The 16,685-nt window shown below is 68.4% G+C and carries 13 protein-coding genes; 11 read left to right on the top strand and 2 right to left on the bottom strand.

Annotation, left to right across the window (positions count from 1 at the left end):
- Positions 1–61: 61 nt before the first annotated feature.
- Positions 62–1,348, bottom strand: a complete 1,287-nt coding sequence (locus tag EV650_RS10730) for a DUF58 domain-containing protein (protein WP_134117812.1) — start codon at positions 1,346–1,348, stop codon at positions 62–64.
- Positions 1,349–1,351: 3 nt separating this feature from the next.
- Positions 1,352–2,290, bottom strand: coding sequence for an AAA family ATPase (locus tag EV650_RS10725; RefSeq protein WP_439648784.1), 939 nt, complete (start codon positions 2,288–2,290; stop codon positions 1,352–1,354).
- Positions 2,291–2,871: 581 nt separating this feature from the next.
- Here EV650_RS10725 and mraZ point away from each other — a divergent pair.
- The 11 genes from mraZ to murC all read left to right on the top strand — a co-directional run bounded on the left by mraZ (position 2,872) and on the right by murC (position 16,676).
- Positions 2,872–3,303 carry a division/cell wall cluster transcriptional repressor MraZ gene (gene mraZ / locus EV650_RS10720; RefSeq protein WP_130446673.1) on the top strand — a complete coding sequence of 144 codons (432 nt, stop codon included), beginning with the start codon at positions 2,872–2,874 and terminating at the stop codon, positions 3,301–3,303.
- Between the two features lie 265 nt (positions 3,304–3,568).
- Positions 3,569–4,534 carry a 16S rRNA (cytosine(1402)-N(4))-methyltransferase RsmH gene (gene rsmH / locus EV650_RS10715; RefSeq protein WP_134117810.1) on the top strand — a complete coding sequence of 322 codons (966 nt, stop codon included), beginning with the start codon at positions 3,569–3,571 and terminating at the stop codon, positions 4,532–4,534.
- Positions 4,534–5,160 carry a cell division protein FtsL gene (ftsL, locus tag EV650_RS10710; RefSeq protein WP_238174132.1) on the top strand — a complete coding sequence of 209 codons (627 nt, stop codon included), beginning with the start codon at positions 4,534–4,536 and terminating at the stop codon, positions 5,158–5,160. The genes rsmH and ftsL overlap by 1 nt, the downstream gene beginning before the upstream one ends.
- Before the next feature lie 4 nt (positions 5,161–5,164).
- Positions 5,165–7,369, top strand: coding sequence for a peptidoglycan D,D-transpeptidase FtsI family protein (locus EV650_RS10700; RefSeq protein WP_238174131.1), 2,205 nt, complete (start codon positions 5,165–5,167; stop codon positions 7,367–7,369).
- 50 nt (positions 7,370–7,419) lie between these two features.
- The gene (locus tag EV650_RS10695) at positions 7,420–8,943 is read left to right on the top strand and encodes a UDP-N-acetylmuramoyl-L-alanyl-D-glutamate--2,6-diaminopimelate ligase (RefSeq protein ID WP_134117806.1); all 1,524 of its coding nucleotides are present in this window, start codon (positions 7,420–7,422) and stop codon (positions 8,941–8,943) included.
- The gene (locus EV650_RS10690; RefSeq protein ID WP_134117804.1) at positions 8,940–10,331 is read left to right on the top strand and encodes a UDP-N-acetylmuramoyl-tripeptide--D-alanyl-D-alanine ligase; all 1,392 of its coding nucleotides are present in this window, start codon (positions 8,940–8,942) and stop codon (positions 10,329–10,331) included. The genes EV650_RS10695 and EV650_RS10690 overlap by 4 nt, the downstream gene beginning before the upstream one ends.
- Complete coding sequence (mraY, locus tag EV650_RS10685) at positions 10,328–11,410, top strand: phospho-N-acetylmuramoyl-pentapeptide-transferase (RefSeq protein ID WP_134117802.1); 1,083 nt, start codon at positions 10,328–10,330, stop codon at positions 11,408–11,410. Before EV650_RS10690 ends, mraY begins: the two co-directional genes overlap by 4 nt.
- Positions 11,407–12,843: a UDP-N-acetylmuramoyl-L-alanine--D-glutamate ligase gene (gene murD / locus EV650_RS10680; RefSeq protein WP_134117800.1), complete on the top strand. Its 1,437-nt coding sequence runs from the start codon at positions 11,407–11,409 to the stop codon at positions 12,841–12,843. Before mraY ends, murD begins: the two co-directional genes overlap by 4 nt.
- Positions 12,844–12,857: 14 nt before the next feature.
- A complete protein-coding gene (gene ftsW, locus EV650_RS10675; RefSeq protein WP_134117798.1) occupies positions 12,858–14,108 on the top strand; it encodes a putative lipid II flippase FtsW in 1,251 nt (416 codons plus the stop codon).
- Positions 14,109–14,130: 22 nt separating this feature from the next.
- A complete protein-coding gene (murG, locus tag EV650_RS10670; RefSeq protein WP_134117796.1) occupies positions 14,131–15,219 on the top strand; it encodes an undecaprenyldiphospho-muramoylpentapeptide beta-N-acetylglucosaminyltransferase in 1,089 nt (362 codons plus the stop codon).
- Positions 15,216–16,676: a UDP-N-acetylmuramate--L-alanine ligase gene (gene murC, locus EV650_RS10665; protein WP_134117794.1), complete on the top strand. Its 1,461-nt coding sequence runs from the start codon at positions 15,216–15,218 to the stop codon at positions 16,674–16,676. Before murG ends, murC begins: the two co-directional genes overlap by 4 nt.
- The last annotated feature ends 9 nt before the right edge of the window (positions 16,677–16,685 follow it).

Raw genomic sequence — 16,685 nt, 5'->3', positions numbered from 1 at the left:
AGAACAAGCGACCCAAGTACGGTCGCTCCCCATGCAGCGATAGAGAGCCTGGCATGTCCTGTCATGCGATTCTTCCGCTCCGTAGTCCTAGGCCGGACCACACTGTCGGCAGGTGGTCGCCGCGGCGGACTCTGACTACTCGCCAGCCGTTCCGACGCAGCTCGTTCTCGGTGACGTCCGTGGCGGCGGTCAGCCGGGCCGCCTTCTCGGTCGCCTCGGCGCCGACCGCCCAGCTGGCCGCGTCCAGCAGCAGTGCGACGCCGGTCGCCTGGCTGGTCCGCCACCGGTTCAGGGCAGTCACGTCATCAGAAGTGCACGCGCCGAGGATCGCGATCACCAGACTCGGCTCCTGCGCATGCCGGTCGACGGTGAGGAGCGGGGCGATCTCGGCGTACTTATGTTCCTCGACGGTCGCGCACTCGGTCAGCAGTTGCTGCTGGGTGAGCGGCTGGTGCACCGACGCGGAAGTGCGGTGGGTGATGGCGGACAGCGTGGTCGGTCCGCCAAGCATGGTGGTGACATAACCGCGCCGGATCCTGTCGATGCCGGCCGACGCAGCAGCGCTGACCGCCCACTCCAGACTCGACGACGGTCCGTGCCCGTGGTGCGAGATCGTCCGCGCGTCCAGGAACAGCGCGCACCGGCTCTGCCAAGGCTGCTCCTCGCGGCGGACCATCAGCTCGCCGCGCCGTGCGGTCGACCGCCAGTGCACCCGGCGCAGGTCGTCGCCGTCCCGGTACTCGCGGACTGTCGCGTCCTCTTCACCGGCCGACGCGATCGCCCGCGGCCGGTTCTCGCCCGAGCCGGCCCGGTCCGCACCCAACCGGATCTCGGGCAGCCGGTAGACCCGCGGCGTGACCAGCAGATGCTGGCTACGGGTGAACGTCCGGCTCGTCTCGACCAGCCCGAACGGGTCGGCGACCGTCAGCATCAACGGCCCGACCTGGAACAACCCCCGTACGTCGGACTTGACCGGATAGGTGACGGTACGACGCCAGTTCGGACTGACCCGATCGACGACGAACCGCGGCCGGTGACCGAGCACGTAAGGAATACGGTCCTCAAGCAGCAGCAGACCGGCGGGCATCCGGCCCTGGTTGCTGAGGGTCAGCTCGACGGTGGCCTGCGTCCCGACCGGGACCTGGTCCGGCGCCAGACTGCGTCGTACCTGCAGCCGCAGCCGGGTCCGGCCGACGACAAGAGCCGCCACGATTGGCAGTGCCGCCAGCAGGATGCCGACCCGGAGCAGGTCCTTCTGGCCGAGCAGCAGTGCGCACAGCGAAGCAGTGAGACCGGCCGCGACGAACGCCCGCCCCCTGGTGGTCAGTCCGCGCATTGCCTGCCGCATGTCTCAGTCCCGGCGAGTACGGGGGAGGGCCACGCTGGACACCAACCCGGAGATGATGTCGGCTGCACCGCGCCCACCGAGATGCGCTTCAGCCGCTGGAAGCACCCGGTGCGCGAGGACCGGCACCGCGAGCTCCTGGATGTCGTCCGGCAGTACGAACTCGCGTGCGTCCAGTGCGGCTGCCGCACGAGCTGCTCGGATCAGGTGCAGCGTCGACCGCGGGCTGGCGCCGAGCCGGAGCTCCTGCGAGCGGCGCGTCGCACCGACCAGAGCGACGGCGTACTCCTTCACCGACTCGGACACGTGCACGGACTGCACTGTCTTCACCAGGCGGAGGATCTGCTGTCCGTCGGTGACCGGCTGCAGGCTCAGCAGTGGGTCGTTGGCGGCGTGCCCGTCCAGCATCCGCAGCTCGGCGGCCGGCTCGGGGTAGCCCATCGAGACCCGGGCCATGAACCGGTCGCGCTGCGCTTCCGGCAGCGGGTAGGTGCCTTCCATCTCGATCGGGTTCTGGGTCGCGATGACCATGAACGGCGCTTCGAGGTGGTACGTCGTGGTGTCGACGGTGACCTGGCGCTCCTCCATCGACTCCAGCAGCGCGGCCTGGGTCTTCGGCGAGGCGCGGTTGATCTCGTCGCCGACCACGATGTTCGCGAACACCGCGCCGGGCTTGAACTCGAAGTCGCGGATTTCCTGGTTGAACACGGAGACGCCGGTGATGTCCGACGGCAGCAGGTCCGGCGTGAACTGGATCCGGCGCACGGTGCAGTCGATCGACTTCGCCAGCGCCTTCGCCAGCATCGTCTTGCCGACGCCCGGCACGTCCTCGATCAGCAGATGTCCTTCGGCCAGCAGGACGGTGATGGCGACCTCGACCACGTCGGGTTTGCCCTCGATCACCTGCTCCATGGCCCGGCGGACGCGGCCCGCCACCTCGGACAGCTCGTCGAAGTCCCCGGCTCCTGCCAGCGGCGAGCTGGTCGCGGTGGTGCTCACTCTGTGTCCTCCCCATTCGTTGACTGCCGACACATTCTCACCCGCTGTAGGGGTCGGGCCTAGTCCGGCGGGGGTTTCGTTACCTGACGTTTCGATGTTCATCGGCGCACGCCCTCACGGCGGGTCGGTCTGTGGTGTGCAGCTGTCGCGTCCCTCCAAGCGTACGGGCGGGAAAAGCACTGCGCGGCCCGTACGACGTTCTGTCCACCCAGAAGGTTCACGACCAATCCTCCCGAGCGGTTCAACCTCACCCTCCGAGGCCGGCTCGGTGGAGCGAAGTGGAGGAGATCCGGCGCAGTGGAGCGAAGTGGAGGAGATCCGGCCCGGTGGAGCGAAATGGAGGAACGCGCAACGGCTGAGGCGGCAGCGACACGCAGGTTTGCGCCTGCGGATTCAGGCGGCGCGGGGGCGGAATGGGGCGGAAGTTGGTTGACGGTGGTGGAAAGTGGAGTAAGGTGGAGCGCAGTGGAACTGAAGTGGTGGAAACACCCGCCTGAGTCGGAGAGTCCGCAACGGGGAGGTGGAGCGTGTTCCTCGGAACTCACTTCCCCAAGCTCGACGACAAGGGACGGCTGTTCCTGCCGGCCAAGTTCCGGGACGAACTGGCCGACGGTCTGGTGATCACGCGTGGGCAGGAGCGATCGCTGTCCGTGTGGCCGGAGCGTGAGTTCGTCCAGCTGACCGAGCAGTTGAAGCAGGCTCCGATCACCAACAAGGGTGCGCGGGACTACCTACGGATGTTGTTCGCCGGTGCCTCCAACGAGATGCCGGACAAGCAGGGCCGGGTCACCATCCCGCCGATGCTGCGCGATTACGCGTCACTGGATCGCGACTGTGTCGTCATCGGGGCGATGAACCGGGTGGAGATCTGGAACACGGAGAACTGGAACCGGTACTCCGCGGAGCAGGAGCAGGCGTTCGCCGACCTCTCCGAGGAAGTGCTGCCAGGCATCTTCTGAACGCGACAGACTTTCCAGCAAACGAGTGGACGAGCGGTACCGCGAGCACATCGGCCGTCCGGTGAGATCACGGGTCCGACTTCCGACCAAGAGTGTTGACGCCACTTCCCCGGCGCCAAGGCTTCGAGGTACTTCCCCGGAAGGCGTACCCGCGATCTGACCGGACGGAGTCGTCTCCGGCCGTACCCATCGACAACTTGCACCACCGCACCACAGAAGACCTGCGGGGGCAGGGTCGCTCCCGCGGCGACGGGAAGGGTCGAGGATGAACGCTGCGGAGCGGCATGTGCCGGTGATGCTGGAGCGCGTGGTCGCGCTGCTGGCGCCGGCACTCGCGCATTCCGGCGCGGTCCTGGTCGACGCGACCCTCGGCCTCGGTGGTCACTCCGAGGCCTTTCTGCAGCAGTTCCCCGACCTCCGGCTGATCGGCTTCGACCGGGATCCGGCCGCACTGCGGCTGGCCGGTGAGCGACTGGCGCCGTACGAGGAGCGGATCACTCTCGTACACGCCGTGTACGACGAGCTGCCGCGAGCACTCGCGGATCTCGGTGTGCCGGCGATCGACGGGATCCTGTTCGACCTCGGTGTCTCGTCGATGCAGCTGGACGAGGCCGACCGCGGCTTCGCCTACGCGCAGGACGCGCCGCTGGACATGCGGATGGACTCGACCGGCCCGACCACGGCGGCCGACATCGTCAACACCTACAGCGCGGCCGACCTGGCCCGGGTCCTGTTCCAGTACGGCGAGGAGAAGTTCGCCCGCCGGATCGCGGATCGGATCGTCCGGGAGCGGGAGACCGAGCCGTTCACGAACAGCGCGCGACTGTCCGAGCTCGTCCGGAACGCGATCCCGCAGGCGGCCCGTCGTACCGGGGGACACCCGGCGAAGCGGACGTTCCAGGCGTTGCGGATCGAGGTGAACGGCGAGCTCGAGGTACTGCGTCGTGCCCTGCCGGCTGCCATCCGATCGCTGGCGCTGCACGGACGGATCGTCGTGATGAGTTACCAGTCGCTGGAGGACCGGATCACCAAGCAGGCGTTCGCCGCGGTGACGAAGTCCGACGTACCCGACGACCTGCCGGTGATTCCGGCCGGGCATGAGCCGTATCTGAAATTGCTGACCCGGGGAGCCGAACGGCCGACCGACGAGGAGGTCGCGGTGAACCCGCGGGCCGCCTCCGCTCGCGTGCGAGCGGCCGAACGAATCCGGGAGAAGGGACTGGTGGCCTGATGAGTACTGTCTTCAGCCCGCAGAAGGCGCGGGTGACGCCCGTCCCGGCGAAGAAGCGCTCCGAACCGCGACTGCGAGTTGTGTACGGGGCGCCGTTCCGGCCGCCGCGGATGCCGTTCGTCATTTTCGTGGTGTCGTTGCTGGCCGCCGGACTGGTCGGTCTGCTGCTGCTGAACACGCAGCTGCAGAGCGGGACGTTCGACATCACCCGGCTGAGCGGCCAGGCCGATCAGCTGCGCGCCCAGCAGGAGCAGCTGGAGAAGCAGGTCCGGACGCTGGAGTCGCCGCAGAACCTGTCCGACAACGCACTGCGGATGGGCATGGTGCCAAACCCGAACCCGGTGTTCCTGAGGCTGTCCGACGGCCGCGTGCTCGGCGTACCGGCGGAAGGTAAGGCCGGCACGGGTACGGCGATGTTCGGCCCAGGTACGCCGACCGGCACCGCCACCAAGAAGCCGCCCGTCGTGAAGCCGACGACGAAGACACCGGTCAAACCACCGGTTAAGCCGACTGGCACAACCAAGACGACTGGCACAACCAAGACGACAGGGACGACCAAGCCGCCGACGGGGACGACGAAGCCGCCGGCCACGACGAAGCCACCCGCCACGACCACACGGGGATGATCGGATGACGGATCGACGGGGAAACGAGCCGCCACGCAAGCGTGGTTCCGCAGCGGGCCGGGAGAACCCGCCGCGCAAGGCTCAACCCCGTCGTCCGTCCGCTACAGACAGTGGTCGCACCACCCCGCAACGCCCCGAGTCCACCCGCGACCGCCTGCTCCGCCAGGCGCGCGCCGAACAGCAGGGGCCGACTCCACGTCCGGTGAAGAAGGCAGCGGCGAAGCGGCCTGCTCCTAGCGGCGCGGCACCTCGCAAGCAGGCTCCGGCTAAGAAAGCACCAGCTAACAAGGCACCCGCTAAGAAGGCGCCGGTCAAGAGCACTGCGAAGCGGCCGGTCAAGAAGACTGCGTCCGCGCGCAAGCGCCCGCCGCAGAATCGGCCGCAGCCCCGGCCGAAGAAGCGGAAGGTGCACAAGCCACCGCGGATGCTGCGGCTCGGCCGCCCCGCCGTACGGCTGCGGATGACGTTCGGCGTGATGGCGTTCGTACTGTCGCTGTTCGCCGGCCGGCTCATCCTGCTGCAGGGTGTCGACCCGGACAGCTACGCGCAGGCCGCGACCAGGGAGAACACCCAGCCGTCCATCCTGCACGCGTCCCGCGGCAGCATCACCGATCGGAACGGCGTCGAGCTGGCGGTCTCCGAGGACGCGGTCGCGATCACCGCCGACCCGAGCCAGACCAAGCCTGTCGCGCAGCAGCTCGCGGCGATCCTGGCGCCGAAGGTCGCCGGTACGACGTACGCGAAGCTGGTCGCCGCGATGACCGGCAAGGGCCGCTTCACCTACCTCGCGCACCAGGTGAGCCCGACGACCTGGACCACGATCCAGGCCGAGATGAAGGCTGCGAACGCGACCATCGCCCAGCAGAACAAGACCAAGCCGCTGGACCAGGCGGCCCCGCTGCTGCTCGGCCTCTACACCGAGGACGACCCGATCCGGAGCCACCCGAACGGCAGCATCGCCGCGACCGTGGTGGGCGTGACCGGTGCCGACGGCAAGGGTCTGTCCGGGCTCGAGTACGGCCTGAACGACAAGCTGTCCGGCCACGACGGCAAGGCGATGTACGAGGTCGACACCAAGGGCAACAAGATCCCGAACGCGAACCACACGGTCGAGGAGCCGAAGCCCGGTGTCAGTGTGCAGCTGACCCTGGACACCGACCTGCAGTACTTCGCGGAGAAGCGGATCCAGCAGGCGGTCGAGCAGTACAAGGCCAGCTCCGGCACGGTGGTCGTGATGGACGTGAAGTCCGGCGAGCTGATGGCGATGGCCAACTACCCGACGTTCGACCCGAACAAGCCGTACACCTCCAAGGACCTGAACAACCCCGCGCTGGAGACCACCTACGAGCCCGGCAGCGTGCAGAAGGTCGCGACCATGGCGGCGCTGGCCGACGCCGGCCTGATCGACCTGAACACCAAGCTCCGGGTGCCGGGCAGCATCGAGGTGCAGCGGCGGACGATCAAGGACCACTGGGACCACGGCCCGATGAACCTGACCATCGCCGGCGTGGTCGCGAAGTCGTCGAACGTCGGCACGATCATGGCCGCGCAGCAGATGCGGATCCCGCAGTTCGTGAAGTACCTGCACGACTTCGGTTTCGGCGAGCCGACCGGGCTGAACTTCCCGGGCGAGAGCCAGGGCCGGCTGATGCAGGGCGACGAGTGGCCGGAGATCACCCGGTCGAACGTCGCCTTCGGCCAGGGACTGTCCGCCAACGCGGTCCAGATGGCCGCCGCGGTCAACACGGTCGCCAACGGTGGCGTCTACATGCCGCCGAAGCTGGTCCGCAACTACATCGACGCGAACGGCACAGTCACGCCGAACCAGGCGGCCGCGCCGCACCGGGTGGTCAGCGCGAAGGCCGCCAAGGAGGTCGCCACCATGATGGAGGCGGTGACCGCGAAGAAGGGCACTGCACCGCAGGCCGCGATCGACGGCTACCTGGTCGCCGGCAAGACCGGTACGGCGCAGGAGGTCGACCCGAAGACCGGCCGCTACGGCAAATGGGCCACTTCTTTCGCCGGATTTGCTCCGGCCGACAACCCACGGTTCGTGACGTACGTCGTACTGCACGACCCGAGCGACGGCGTTCGGGGTGGTGGTCTGCAAGGAGGACCGGTGTTCCGTGACGTGATGAGCTACGCGCTGCAGAAGTACGTCGTCCCGCCGACCGGCGCGAAGCAGCCCGAGATTCCGCTCACCTGGTGACGCAGGGTCAGGTAGGAGTCACAGGGTCCGGAGCGGTAGCCTCAGGGCCCGTGTCCACCCCTACCGCCGCGGGCGGCGCCGTAGCCGCGATCAGGCCACGGCATGTCGTACCGGTCGGCCTCGACGAGATCGCGAGCGTCGCGCACGCCGCGTCTCCCGGCAGCTCTGTGAACGTCACCGGCGTCTCCCTCGACTCGCGCTCGATCTTTCCCGGTGATCTGTACGCCGCTCTGCCCGGTGCGGTCACGCACGGCGCGGAGTTCGTCGCGAAAGCCCAGCAGGCGGGCGCTGTCGCCGTACTGACCGACCCGACGGGCGCCGAGCGCGCCGCAGCGAGCGGTCTGCCGGTGCTGGTGGTCGACAAGCCGCGGAGTGTTCTCGGCGCGGTCGCGTCCCGGATTTACGGCGAGCCGACCAGTGAGCTGCGGCTGCTCGGGGTGACCGGCACCAACGGCAAGACCACGACCAGCTTCCTGCTGGACTCCGTACTGCGTCACGTCGGCCGGACGGCGTTGATCGGGACGATTCAAACGCGCGTTGGGGACGAGGTCGTGAAGAGCGTCCGGACCACGCCGGAGGCCACCGACCTGCAGGCGCTGTTCGCGGTGATGCGGGAGCAGGCGGTCGCCTGGTGCGCGATGGAGGTGTCGAGCCACGCGCTGGCGATGGGCCGGGTCGACGGGGCTCGTTTCGCGGTCGCGGGGTTCCTCAATCTCACCCAGGACCATCTCGACTTCCACAAGACGTTCGAGGACTACTTCCAGGCGAAGGCCTCGTTATTCACCCCGGAGCGGTGTGATGTGGCCGTGGTGACGATCGACGACGAGTACGGACGCCGGCTGGCGGCGCAGGCCGTCGTACCGCTGGTCACCGTGTCGACGCTGGGCGATGCCGACTGGACTGTGGCCAATCGGCATCGGTCCGAGCACGGCACCACGGTCCTGGATATTCAGGGGCCGGGGGAGACGCTGACCGTGGAGATCGCGCTGCCGGGTGACTTCAACGTCGCCAACGCGCTGCTCGCGACCGCGATGCTCCGGCAACTCGACGTACCCGCCGAGGCGATCGCGGCCGGTCTGCGGACCGCGGCCGTACCGGGGCGGATGGAGACGTTCACCCGGCAGGACGGTCTGGCGGTGATCGTGGACTACGCGCACACGCCGGACGCGGTCGCGCTGGCGCTGAAGGCCGCGCGCAGCGCGACCAAGGGCAAGCTGTTCGCCGTCGTCGGCTGCGGCGGCGATCGCGATCCCGGCAAGCGGCCGGCGATGGGCGCCGCGGCGGCCCGGGCCGCGGACGTCGTGATCGTCACCGACGACAATCCCCGCAGCGAGGACCCGGCCGCGATCCGTGCGACCGCGCTGGCCGGCGCCCGGGAGGCCGTACCTGATGCCGACCTGCACGAGATCGGCGACCGCCGGCAGGCCATCGCGACCGCGATCGAGCTGGCCGGTCCCGGCGACACGGTCGTCGTACTGGGCAAGGGCCATGAGACCGGCCAGGACGTCGGCGGTGTGATCCACCCGTTCGACGACCGCGAAACCGTGCGTGAGCTGTTGGAGGCAGACCGGTGATCCCTGTCAGTTGCGGCGAGATCGCCGACGTCGTCCACGGGCAGTTGGCGGGCGTCGACCCGTCAGCGGTCGTGGACGGCCCGGTGGTGATCGACTCGCGGGCCGCGGAACCGGGTGGGCTGTTCGTCGCCCTGCCCGGTGAGCGCGTCGACGGGCACGACTTCGTCGGTACGGCGACCTGGGCCGGCGTCACGGTGTCGCTGACGGCCCGGCCGATCGAGGGCAGCCCCTGCATCGTCGTCGACGATCCGCAGCGGGCACTCGGCGACCTGGCCCGGTTCGTGGTCGACCGGCTTCCCGACCTGACCGTGATCGCGCTGACCGGTTCGTCCGGCAAGACCAGCACCAAGGACCTGATCGCCCAGCTGATCCGCCCGTACGGCGAGACGGTGTCGCCGGAAGGCTCGTTCAACAACGAGATCGGGCACCCGCTCACGGCGCTGCAGGCTTCTGCAACGACGAAGTACCTGATCGCGGAGATGGGCGCGCGGCACCAGGGCGACATCACCTACCTGACCGGGATCACGCCGCCGACCATCGGTCTGGTGGTGAACGTCGGTACGTCGCACATCGGCGAGTTCGGGACGCAGGACAACATCGCCGTCGCCAAGGGCGAGCTGATCGAGGCTGTCACCGCGGGCGGCACGGCCATCCTGAACGCGGACGACCACCGCGTCGCCGGGATGCGGAGCCGGACACAGGAGAAGGTGCTGACCTTCGGGGAGTCGCCGGAGGCCGATGTCCGGGCCGCGGACGTGAAGCTTGATGCGGAGGGACGGCCCGCGTTCATGCTGCACCTCGGCGGTTTCAGCGGGAACGTCCAGCTGCAGTTCATCGGCGAGCACTACGTCTCGAACGCGCTGGCCGCGGCCGCCGTCGCCTCAGCGGTCGGGTTGACGCCGGAACAGATCGCCGACGGCCTGAACGCCGCCACCCGGGTGTCTGCGGCGCGCATGGAGCTGACCGAGCGCGCGGATGGCGTGACGATCATCAACGATGCCTTCAACGCCAACCCGGACTCGACCCGAGCGGCGCTCAAGTCTCTGGTCGCCATCGGTCGGTCCCGCGGCGCGCGGACCTGGGCGGTGCTCGGCGAGATGCTCGAGCTCGGCGACGCCTCGGCCGACGAGCACGACGCGATCGGCCGGCTCGTCGTTCGGCTGGACGTGAACCGGCTGGTCGTGGTCGGCGCCGGCGCGAAACCGATCCACCTCGGTGCCTCGCTGGAAGGCTCGTGGGGCAACGAATCCACGTACGTCGACACGATCCCGGACGCGCTCGAGCTGCTCAGATCCGAGCTGCGCGCGGGGGACGTCGTACTGGTGAAGTCATCCAAGGGCTCGAAACTGCGGAGCTTGGCCGACGCCCTGCTGGAGGACGTGCAGTGATCTCGATCCTGTTCGGTGGCGCCGTCTCGATGGTGCTGACGCTGATCGGCACCCGCTGGGCGATCCTGTGGCTCGCCAAACGCGGGTACGGCCAGGAGATCCGCGACGACGGCCCGGCCTCGCACCACACCAAACGCGGTACGCCGACGATGGGCGGCACCGTATTCATCACGGCGACCATCATCGGGTACTTCGCGGCGAAGCTGTTCACGATGACGCCGCCGAGCGCCTCGGCGCTGCTGGTGCTGTTCCTGTTCGCCGGAATGGGCGCGGTCGGCTTCCTGGACGACTTCATCAAGATCTTCCGGCAGCGCAGCCTCGGCCTGCGCAGCAAGGCGAAACTGGCCGGTCAGACCTTGGTCGCGGTGATCTTCGCGGTGCTCGCGCTGCAGTTCCCGGACGACCGCGGGCAGCGGCCGGCGTCGCCGTTCATCTCGTTCATCCGCGACATCGGCTGGCTGGAGCTGCCGGCGATCCTGGTCATCATCTGGATCCTGCTGCTGATCGCCGGTATGTCGAACGGCGTGAACCTGGCCGACGGCCTGGACGGTCTGGCCACCGGCGCGTCGATGATGGTGTTCGGCGCCTACACGCTGATCTGCATCTGGCAGTTCAACCAGAGCTGCGCGACCGCGCAGGGCGTCGGCGCCAAGTGTTACGAAGTACGAGATCCGCACGACCTCGCCGTCGTCGCCGCTTCACTGACCGGTGCGCTGTTCGGCTTCCTCTGGTGGAACGCGTCGCCGGCCAAGATCTTCATGGGTGACACCGGTTCGCTGTCGCTGGGTGGCGCGCTGGCCGGCATGGCCGTGATGACCCGGACCGAGCTGCTGGTGCTGCTGATCGGCGGCCTGTTCGTCATCATCACCGCCTCGGTGATCCTGCAGGTCGGCTACTTCAAGGTCACCAAACGTGCCACCGGTGTCGGTAAACGAATGTTCCGAATGGCGCCGCTGCAGCACCACTTCGAGATGCTCGGCTGGGAACAGGTCAACATCGTGATCCGGTTCTGGATCATTCAGGGCCTGTGCGTGGTGATCGGCCTCGGGATCTTCTATGCGGAATGGGTAGCTTCATGACTCTCGAGACGCGTACGTCGGACGGCTGGGCGACGACCCGGTTCGTCGTTCTCGGATTCGGTACGGCGGGTTACGCCTGCGCCGACTCGCTGATCCAGGCCGGCGCCGAGCATCTCGTCGTACTCGACGATCGGGACAACGAGGCGCTGCGGGAGAAGGCGCAGATCCTCGAGACGCTCGGTGCCACGATCACCCTTGGCCCGGGCAGCACTGCGGAATTGCCCAAAGAGGTCGACGTCGTCGTGACATCTCCCGGCGTACCGCCGCATGCGCCGCTGCTCGCGCAGGCGGCCGAGCGGGACGTGCCGATCTGGAGCGAGATCGAGCTGGCCTGGCGGTTGCGCGACCCGGCCAACGCCGCGCCCTGGTTGTGCATCACCGGCACCAACGGCAAGACCACGACGGTTCAGATGCTGACCGCGATCCTGCAGGCTGCCGGTCACCGGGCCGTTGCCGCGGGCAACGTTGGGCTGCCGTTGCTCGAGGTCGTGATGGACCCCGAGCCGTACGACGTGATCGCGGTCGAGCTCTCGTCGTACCAGCTGCACTTCACGCAGTCGATGTCGGCGCACTCGGCCGCCGTACTGAACATCGCGCCGGACCATGTCGACTGGCACGGCTCGATGGCGGCGTACACCCTGGACAAGGGCCGCATCTACGAGAACTGCCAGGTCGCGTGCGTGTACAACGTCGCGGACCCGGAGACCGAGCACCTGGTCGAGGAAGCCGACGTGATCGAGGGCTGCCGCGCGGTCGGTTTCACCCTTGGTACGCCGGGACTTTCCATGGTCGGCCTGGTCGACGACCTGCTGGTGGACCGGGCGTTCGTCGAGCAGCGCGCGACCTCGGCGCTGGAGCTCGCGAGCTTGTCCGACGTCACGCCGGCGGCGCCGCACAACGTGGCCAACGCGCTGGCCGCGGCGGCATTGGCCCGGGCATTCGGCGTACCCGCGACCGCGGTTCGCGACGGGCTGCGTGGCTTCCGGCCGGACAAGCACCGGATCGCACACGTCGCGGAGGTTGCCGGAGTCAACTATGTCGACGACTCGAAGGCGACCAACCCGCATGCCGCGCAGGCTTCGCTGCTCGCGTACGAACACGTGGTCTGGATTGCCGGCGGTCAGGCCAAGGGCGCGACCTTCGACGACCTCGTGATCGCAGCCAAAGAACGGTTGCGCGCCGTCGTACTGCTGGGACAGGACAAGGACGTGATCGCCGAAGCTCTCGAGCGACACGCACCGGATGTTCCGAGGATCGTCGTCGAGTCAACGGACACTGGAGCCATGCAGATCGTGGTGGGGGAGGCGGCGAAGCTCGCACAGGTGGGTGACACCGTGCTGCTCGCGCCTGGCTGCGCGTCCTGGGACATGTTCGCCAACTACGGAGCCCGCGGGGACGCCTTCGCCGAAGCCGTCGGCTCGCTGGCCAACTGATCCGAGGTGATCGCGTGACGTCGATCGCGGATCAGTCCGAAGACAGGAAGAGTGGCGAGCGGGCCTGGGTCGCGGCGATCCGGGATGTGCTCGACCGGCCGCTGACGTCGTACCACATCGTCCTCGGCGCGACCGGGCTGCTGCTTGTGCTCGGCCTGATGATGGTGCTGTCGGCATCGAGTGTGCTGTCGCTGCGGGTGAACGGGAACAGCTACACGATCTTCGTCCGCCAGCTGATCTGGGTGGTCGTCGGCCTACCGATGGCGTACGTCGCCTCCCGGATGACGCCGCGGCACTTCCGCATGCTCGCGTACGTCGCGTTGCTCGGCTCGATGTTCCTGCTCGTGCTCACCTACATCCCGGGCCTCGGCGTCGGCGTGAACGGCAACACCAACTGGCTGAACCTCGGCGGACCGCTGCAGATCCAGCCGAGTGAGTTCGCCAAGCTGGCGATGGTGATGTGGTGCGCGGACCTCTATGCACGCAAGGAGCAGCTGCTCACCCAGTGGAAGCACTTGCTCGTCCCGATGGTCCCGGTCTGCGGTCTGGTGATCGCGCTCGTCGTCGGCCAGCACGACCTGGGTACGGCGCTGGTTCTGATGGCCGTGATGATCGGCATGATCTGGATCGTCGGCGCACCGACCCGGTTGTTCGTCGCGACGATCGCAGTGGTCGGCGCGGTGGCGACGTACTTCGTCAACGCGGAGAAGTACCGGATGGAGCGGGTCACGTCGTTCCTGGACCCGTTCTCGGACCCGAGGGGTGTCGGGTGGCAGGCGTACCACTCGTTCTACGCGCTCTCGACCGGCGGCTGGTGGGGCGTCGGGATCGGCAACAGCCGGCAGAAGTGGAGCAACCTGCCGGAGGCTCACACCGACTTCATCTTCTCGGTGATCGGTGAGGAGCTCGGCCTGGTCGGGTCGCTCACGGTGCTCGCGCTGTTCCTGGTGATGGCGTACGCCGGGGTGCGGATCGCGACCCGGAACACCGAGCCGTTCGTCCGCTATGCGGCGGCCGGAATCACCATCTGGATCATGGCCCAGACGCTGGTCAACCTGGGTGCCGTGATCGGACTGCTACCCATCGTGGGTATCCCGCTCCCGCTTTTGTCGTACGGTGGTTCCGCACTGCTGCCGACGCTGATCGCGATCGGCATGCTGTTGTCCTTCGCGAAGGCCGAGCCCGGCGCGCAGGCCGCCTTGAAAGAGACTCGGCGGCCCCGGTTCGGGTGGCTGCCTTCGCGGCGTACGCCGCACTACAAATGAACCCGCGGGAGCGTTGAAAGCTGTGCCCAGCATCGTCCTGGCCGGAGGCGGAAGCGCCGGCCACACCTCACCCCTGATCGCCACCGCCGACGCCCTGCGCCGGATCGACCCGACCGTCGAGATCCTGGCCCTCGGGACCGAGCGCGGCCTCGAGACCCGCGTCGTTCCCGAGGCCGGCTACCGGCTGGAGCTGATCCCGCCGGTGCCGCTGCCGCGTAAGCCCACCCCGGCCCTGCTCGCCGTGCCGGGGAAGATGCTGGCCTCGGTCAGCGCGGCCCGGCGGGTTCTCGACGAGGCCAAGGCCGACGTCCTGGTCGGATTCGGCGGCTACGTCTCCACCCCGGCGTACGTCGCGGCCTGGCGGCGGAAGACGCCGATCGTGGTGCACGAGGGCAACGCCGTACCGGGGATCGCGAACAAGTTCGCCGCCCGCTACTGCACCCATCACGTGAAGACCTCGTTCCCGGGCACCGAGCTGCCGCACGCGGAGTACGTCGGGCTGCCGATCCGGCGCGCGATCTCGACGCTGGACCGGGCCGCGCTCCGGGCCGAGGCGCGCCAGTTCTTCGGCCTGGACCCGGACGCGCCGACGCTGTTCGTGACCGGTGGGTCACAGGGCGCGCAGCGGATCAACGACTCGATCTCCGGCGCCGCCGCGGATCTGCAGGCGGCCGGGATCCAGGTCCTGCACGCGATCGGGCCGAAGAACAGCCTCGAAGTACCGCAGACCGGCCGGTATCCGTACGTCGTGCTGAACTACATCGACCGGATGGATCTCGCCTACGCGGCCGCCGACCTGGTCGTCTGCCGCTCGGGTGCGAACACCGTCACCGAGGTGTCCGGCGTCGGGCTGCCGGCCATCTACGTCCCGCTGCCGATCGGTAACGGTGAGCAAAAGCTGAACGCGAAGCCGGTGGTCGACGTGGGCGGCGGGGTGCTGATCGACAACGCCGAGCTGTCCGTTGACTGGGTCCGGGCGAATGTCCCGCAACTTCTGCACGACCGCGAGCGTCTGACAGCCATGTCCACAGCTGCCCGAGGTGTGATCCGGACCGATGCCGACGAGCGATTGGCGCGGATCATCCTGGATGTGGTGAGGTCTGCTTCGTGATCGTCACCGCTCCTGACACGCTCCTGCCTGCCGAAAAGCTGGGCAAGGTGCACTTCGTTGGTATCGGCGGAGCCGGCATGTCCGGTATCGCCCGGATCATGGCCTCCCGCGGTATCGAGGTGTCCGGGTCCGACGCCAAGGACGGCAAGGTGCTCGCCGCCCTCCGCGCGCTCGGCGCGACCTGCTGGGTCGGTCATGCCGCCGAGCACGTCAAGGACGTCGACACCGTGGTGGTGTCGACCGCGATCCGCGAGACCAACCCCGAGGTGGTCGCTGCCCGCCAGGCCGGGATCCCGATCCTGCCCCGGGCCGCCGCGCTCGCCTCGGTGATGGTCGGCCGCCGGACGATCGCGGTCGCTGGGACGCACGGCAAGACCACCACGACGTCGATGCTGACGGTCGCGCTGCAGCACTGCGGCGCCGACCCGTCGTACGCGATCGGCGGCAACCTGAACGAATCCGGCTCGAACGCCCACGACGGAACCGGCGACCTGTTCGTCGCCGAGGCCGACGAGTCGGACAAGTCGTTCCTGACCTACACGCCCGAGGTGTCGATCGTCACGTCGGTCGAGCCGGACCACCTGGACAACTACGGGACCGAGGCCAACTACCGGCAGGCGTTCGTCGAGTTCTGCGACCGCGTGCAGCCCGAGGGCTTCATGGTGATCTGCCAGGACGACACGGGCGCCCGGCGGCTGGCGGAGTACGCGCGGGACCGCGGCATCGACGTACGGACGTACGGCGAGTCCGAGGACGCGGATCTGCATGTCACCGAGATCACCGCGACCGGGGCGACGCAGTCGTTCGTCCCGGTGTACCACGGGCGGAAGCTGCCGGTCGTGAATCTGCAGCAGGCGGGCAAGCACAACGTGCTGAACGCGTCGGCGGCGCTGACGGTCGGGCTCGGGCTCGGGTTCTCCGCGGTCGATCTGGCCGAAGGGCTGGCGGCGTTCACCGGTACCGGCCGGCGGTTCGAGTTCAAGGGTCTCGAGGACGGCGTGCGGGTGTTCGACTCGTACGCGCACCACCCGACCGAGCTGGCCGTCGACCTGACCGCGGCCCGTCAGGTGGCGGGGGAGGGGCGCGTGATCGCGTGCTTCCAGCCGCATCTGTTCAGCCGGACCCGGATCTTCGCCACCGAGTTCTCCGAGGCGTTGGCGCTGGCCGACGAGGTCGTGGTGATGGACGTGTTCGCGGCCCGCGAGGACCCGGAGCCCGGTGTGACCGGGGCCCTGATCGCGAACCACGTGCCGCTGAAGCCTGAACAGGTACGGTTCGAGCCGTCGTGGTCCGCAGTACCGCAGCTGGTCGCGGATCTGGCCGAGCCGGGCGACCTGGTCGTGACGCTGGGCGCGGGCGACGTGACGCTGATCGGCCCGGAAATCGTTGGTTTGCTGGCCGAACGCGCTGCCGCCCGCGAGCCTTCCGAGGCATCGCGCACACCTGTGGTGGAGTAAAAGGGTGGG

It is taken from the genome of Kribbella kalugense, from assembly GCF_004365875.1.
Taxonomy (GTDB): Bacteria; Actinomycetota; Actinomycetes; order Propionibacteriales; family Kribbellaceae; genus Kribbella; species Kribbella kalugense.
The sequence above is the reverse complement of the archived record's forward strand: the minus strand, read 5'-3'. Positions and strand labels throughout refer to the sequence as shown.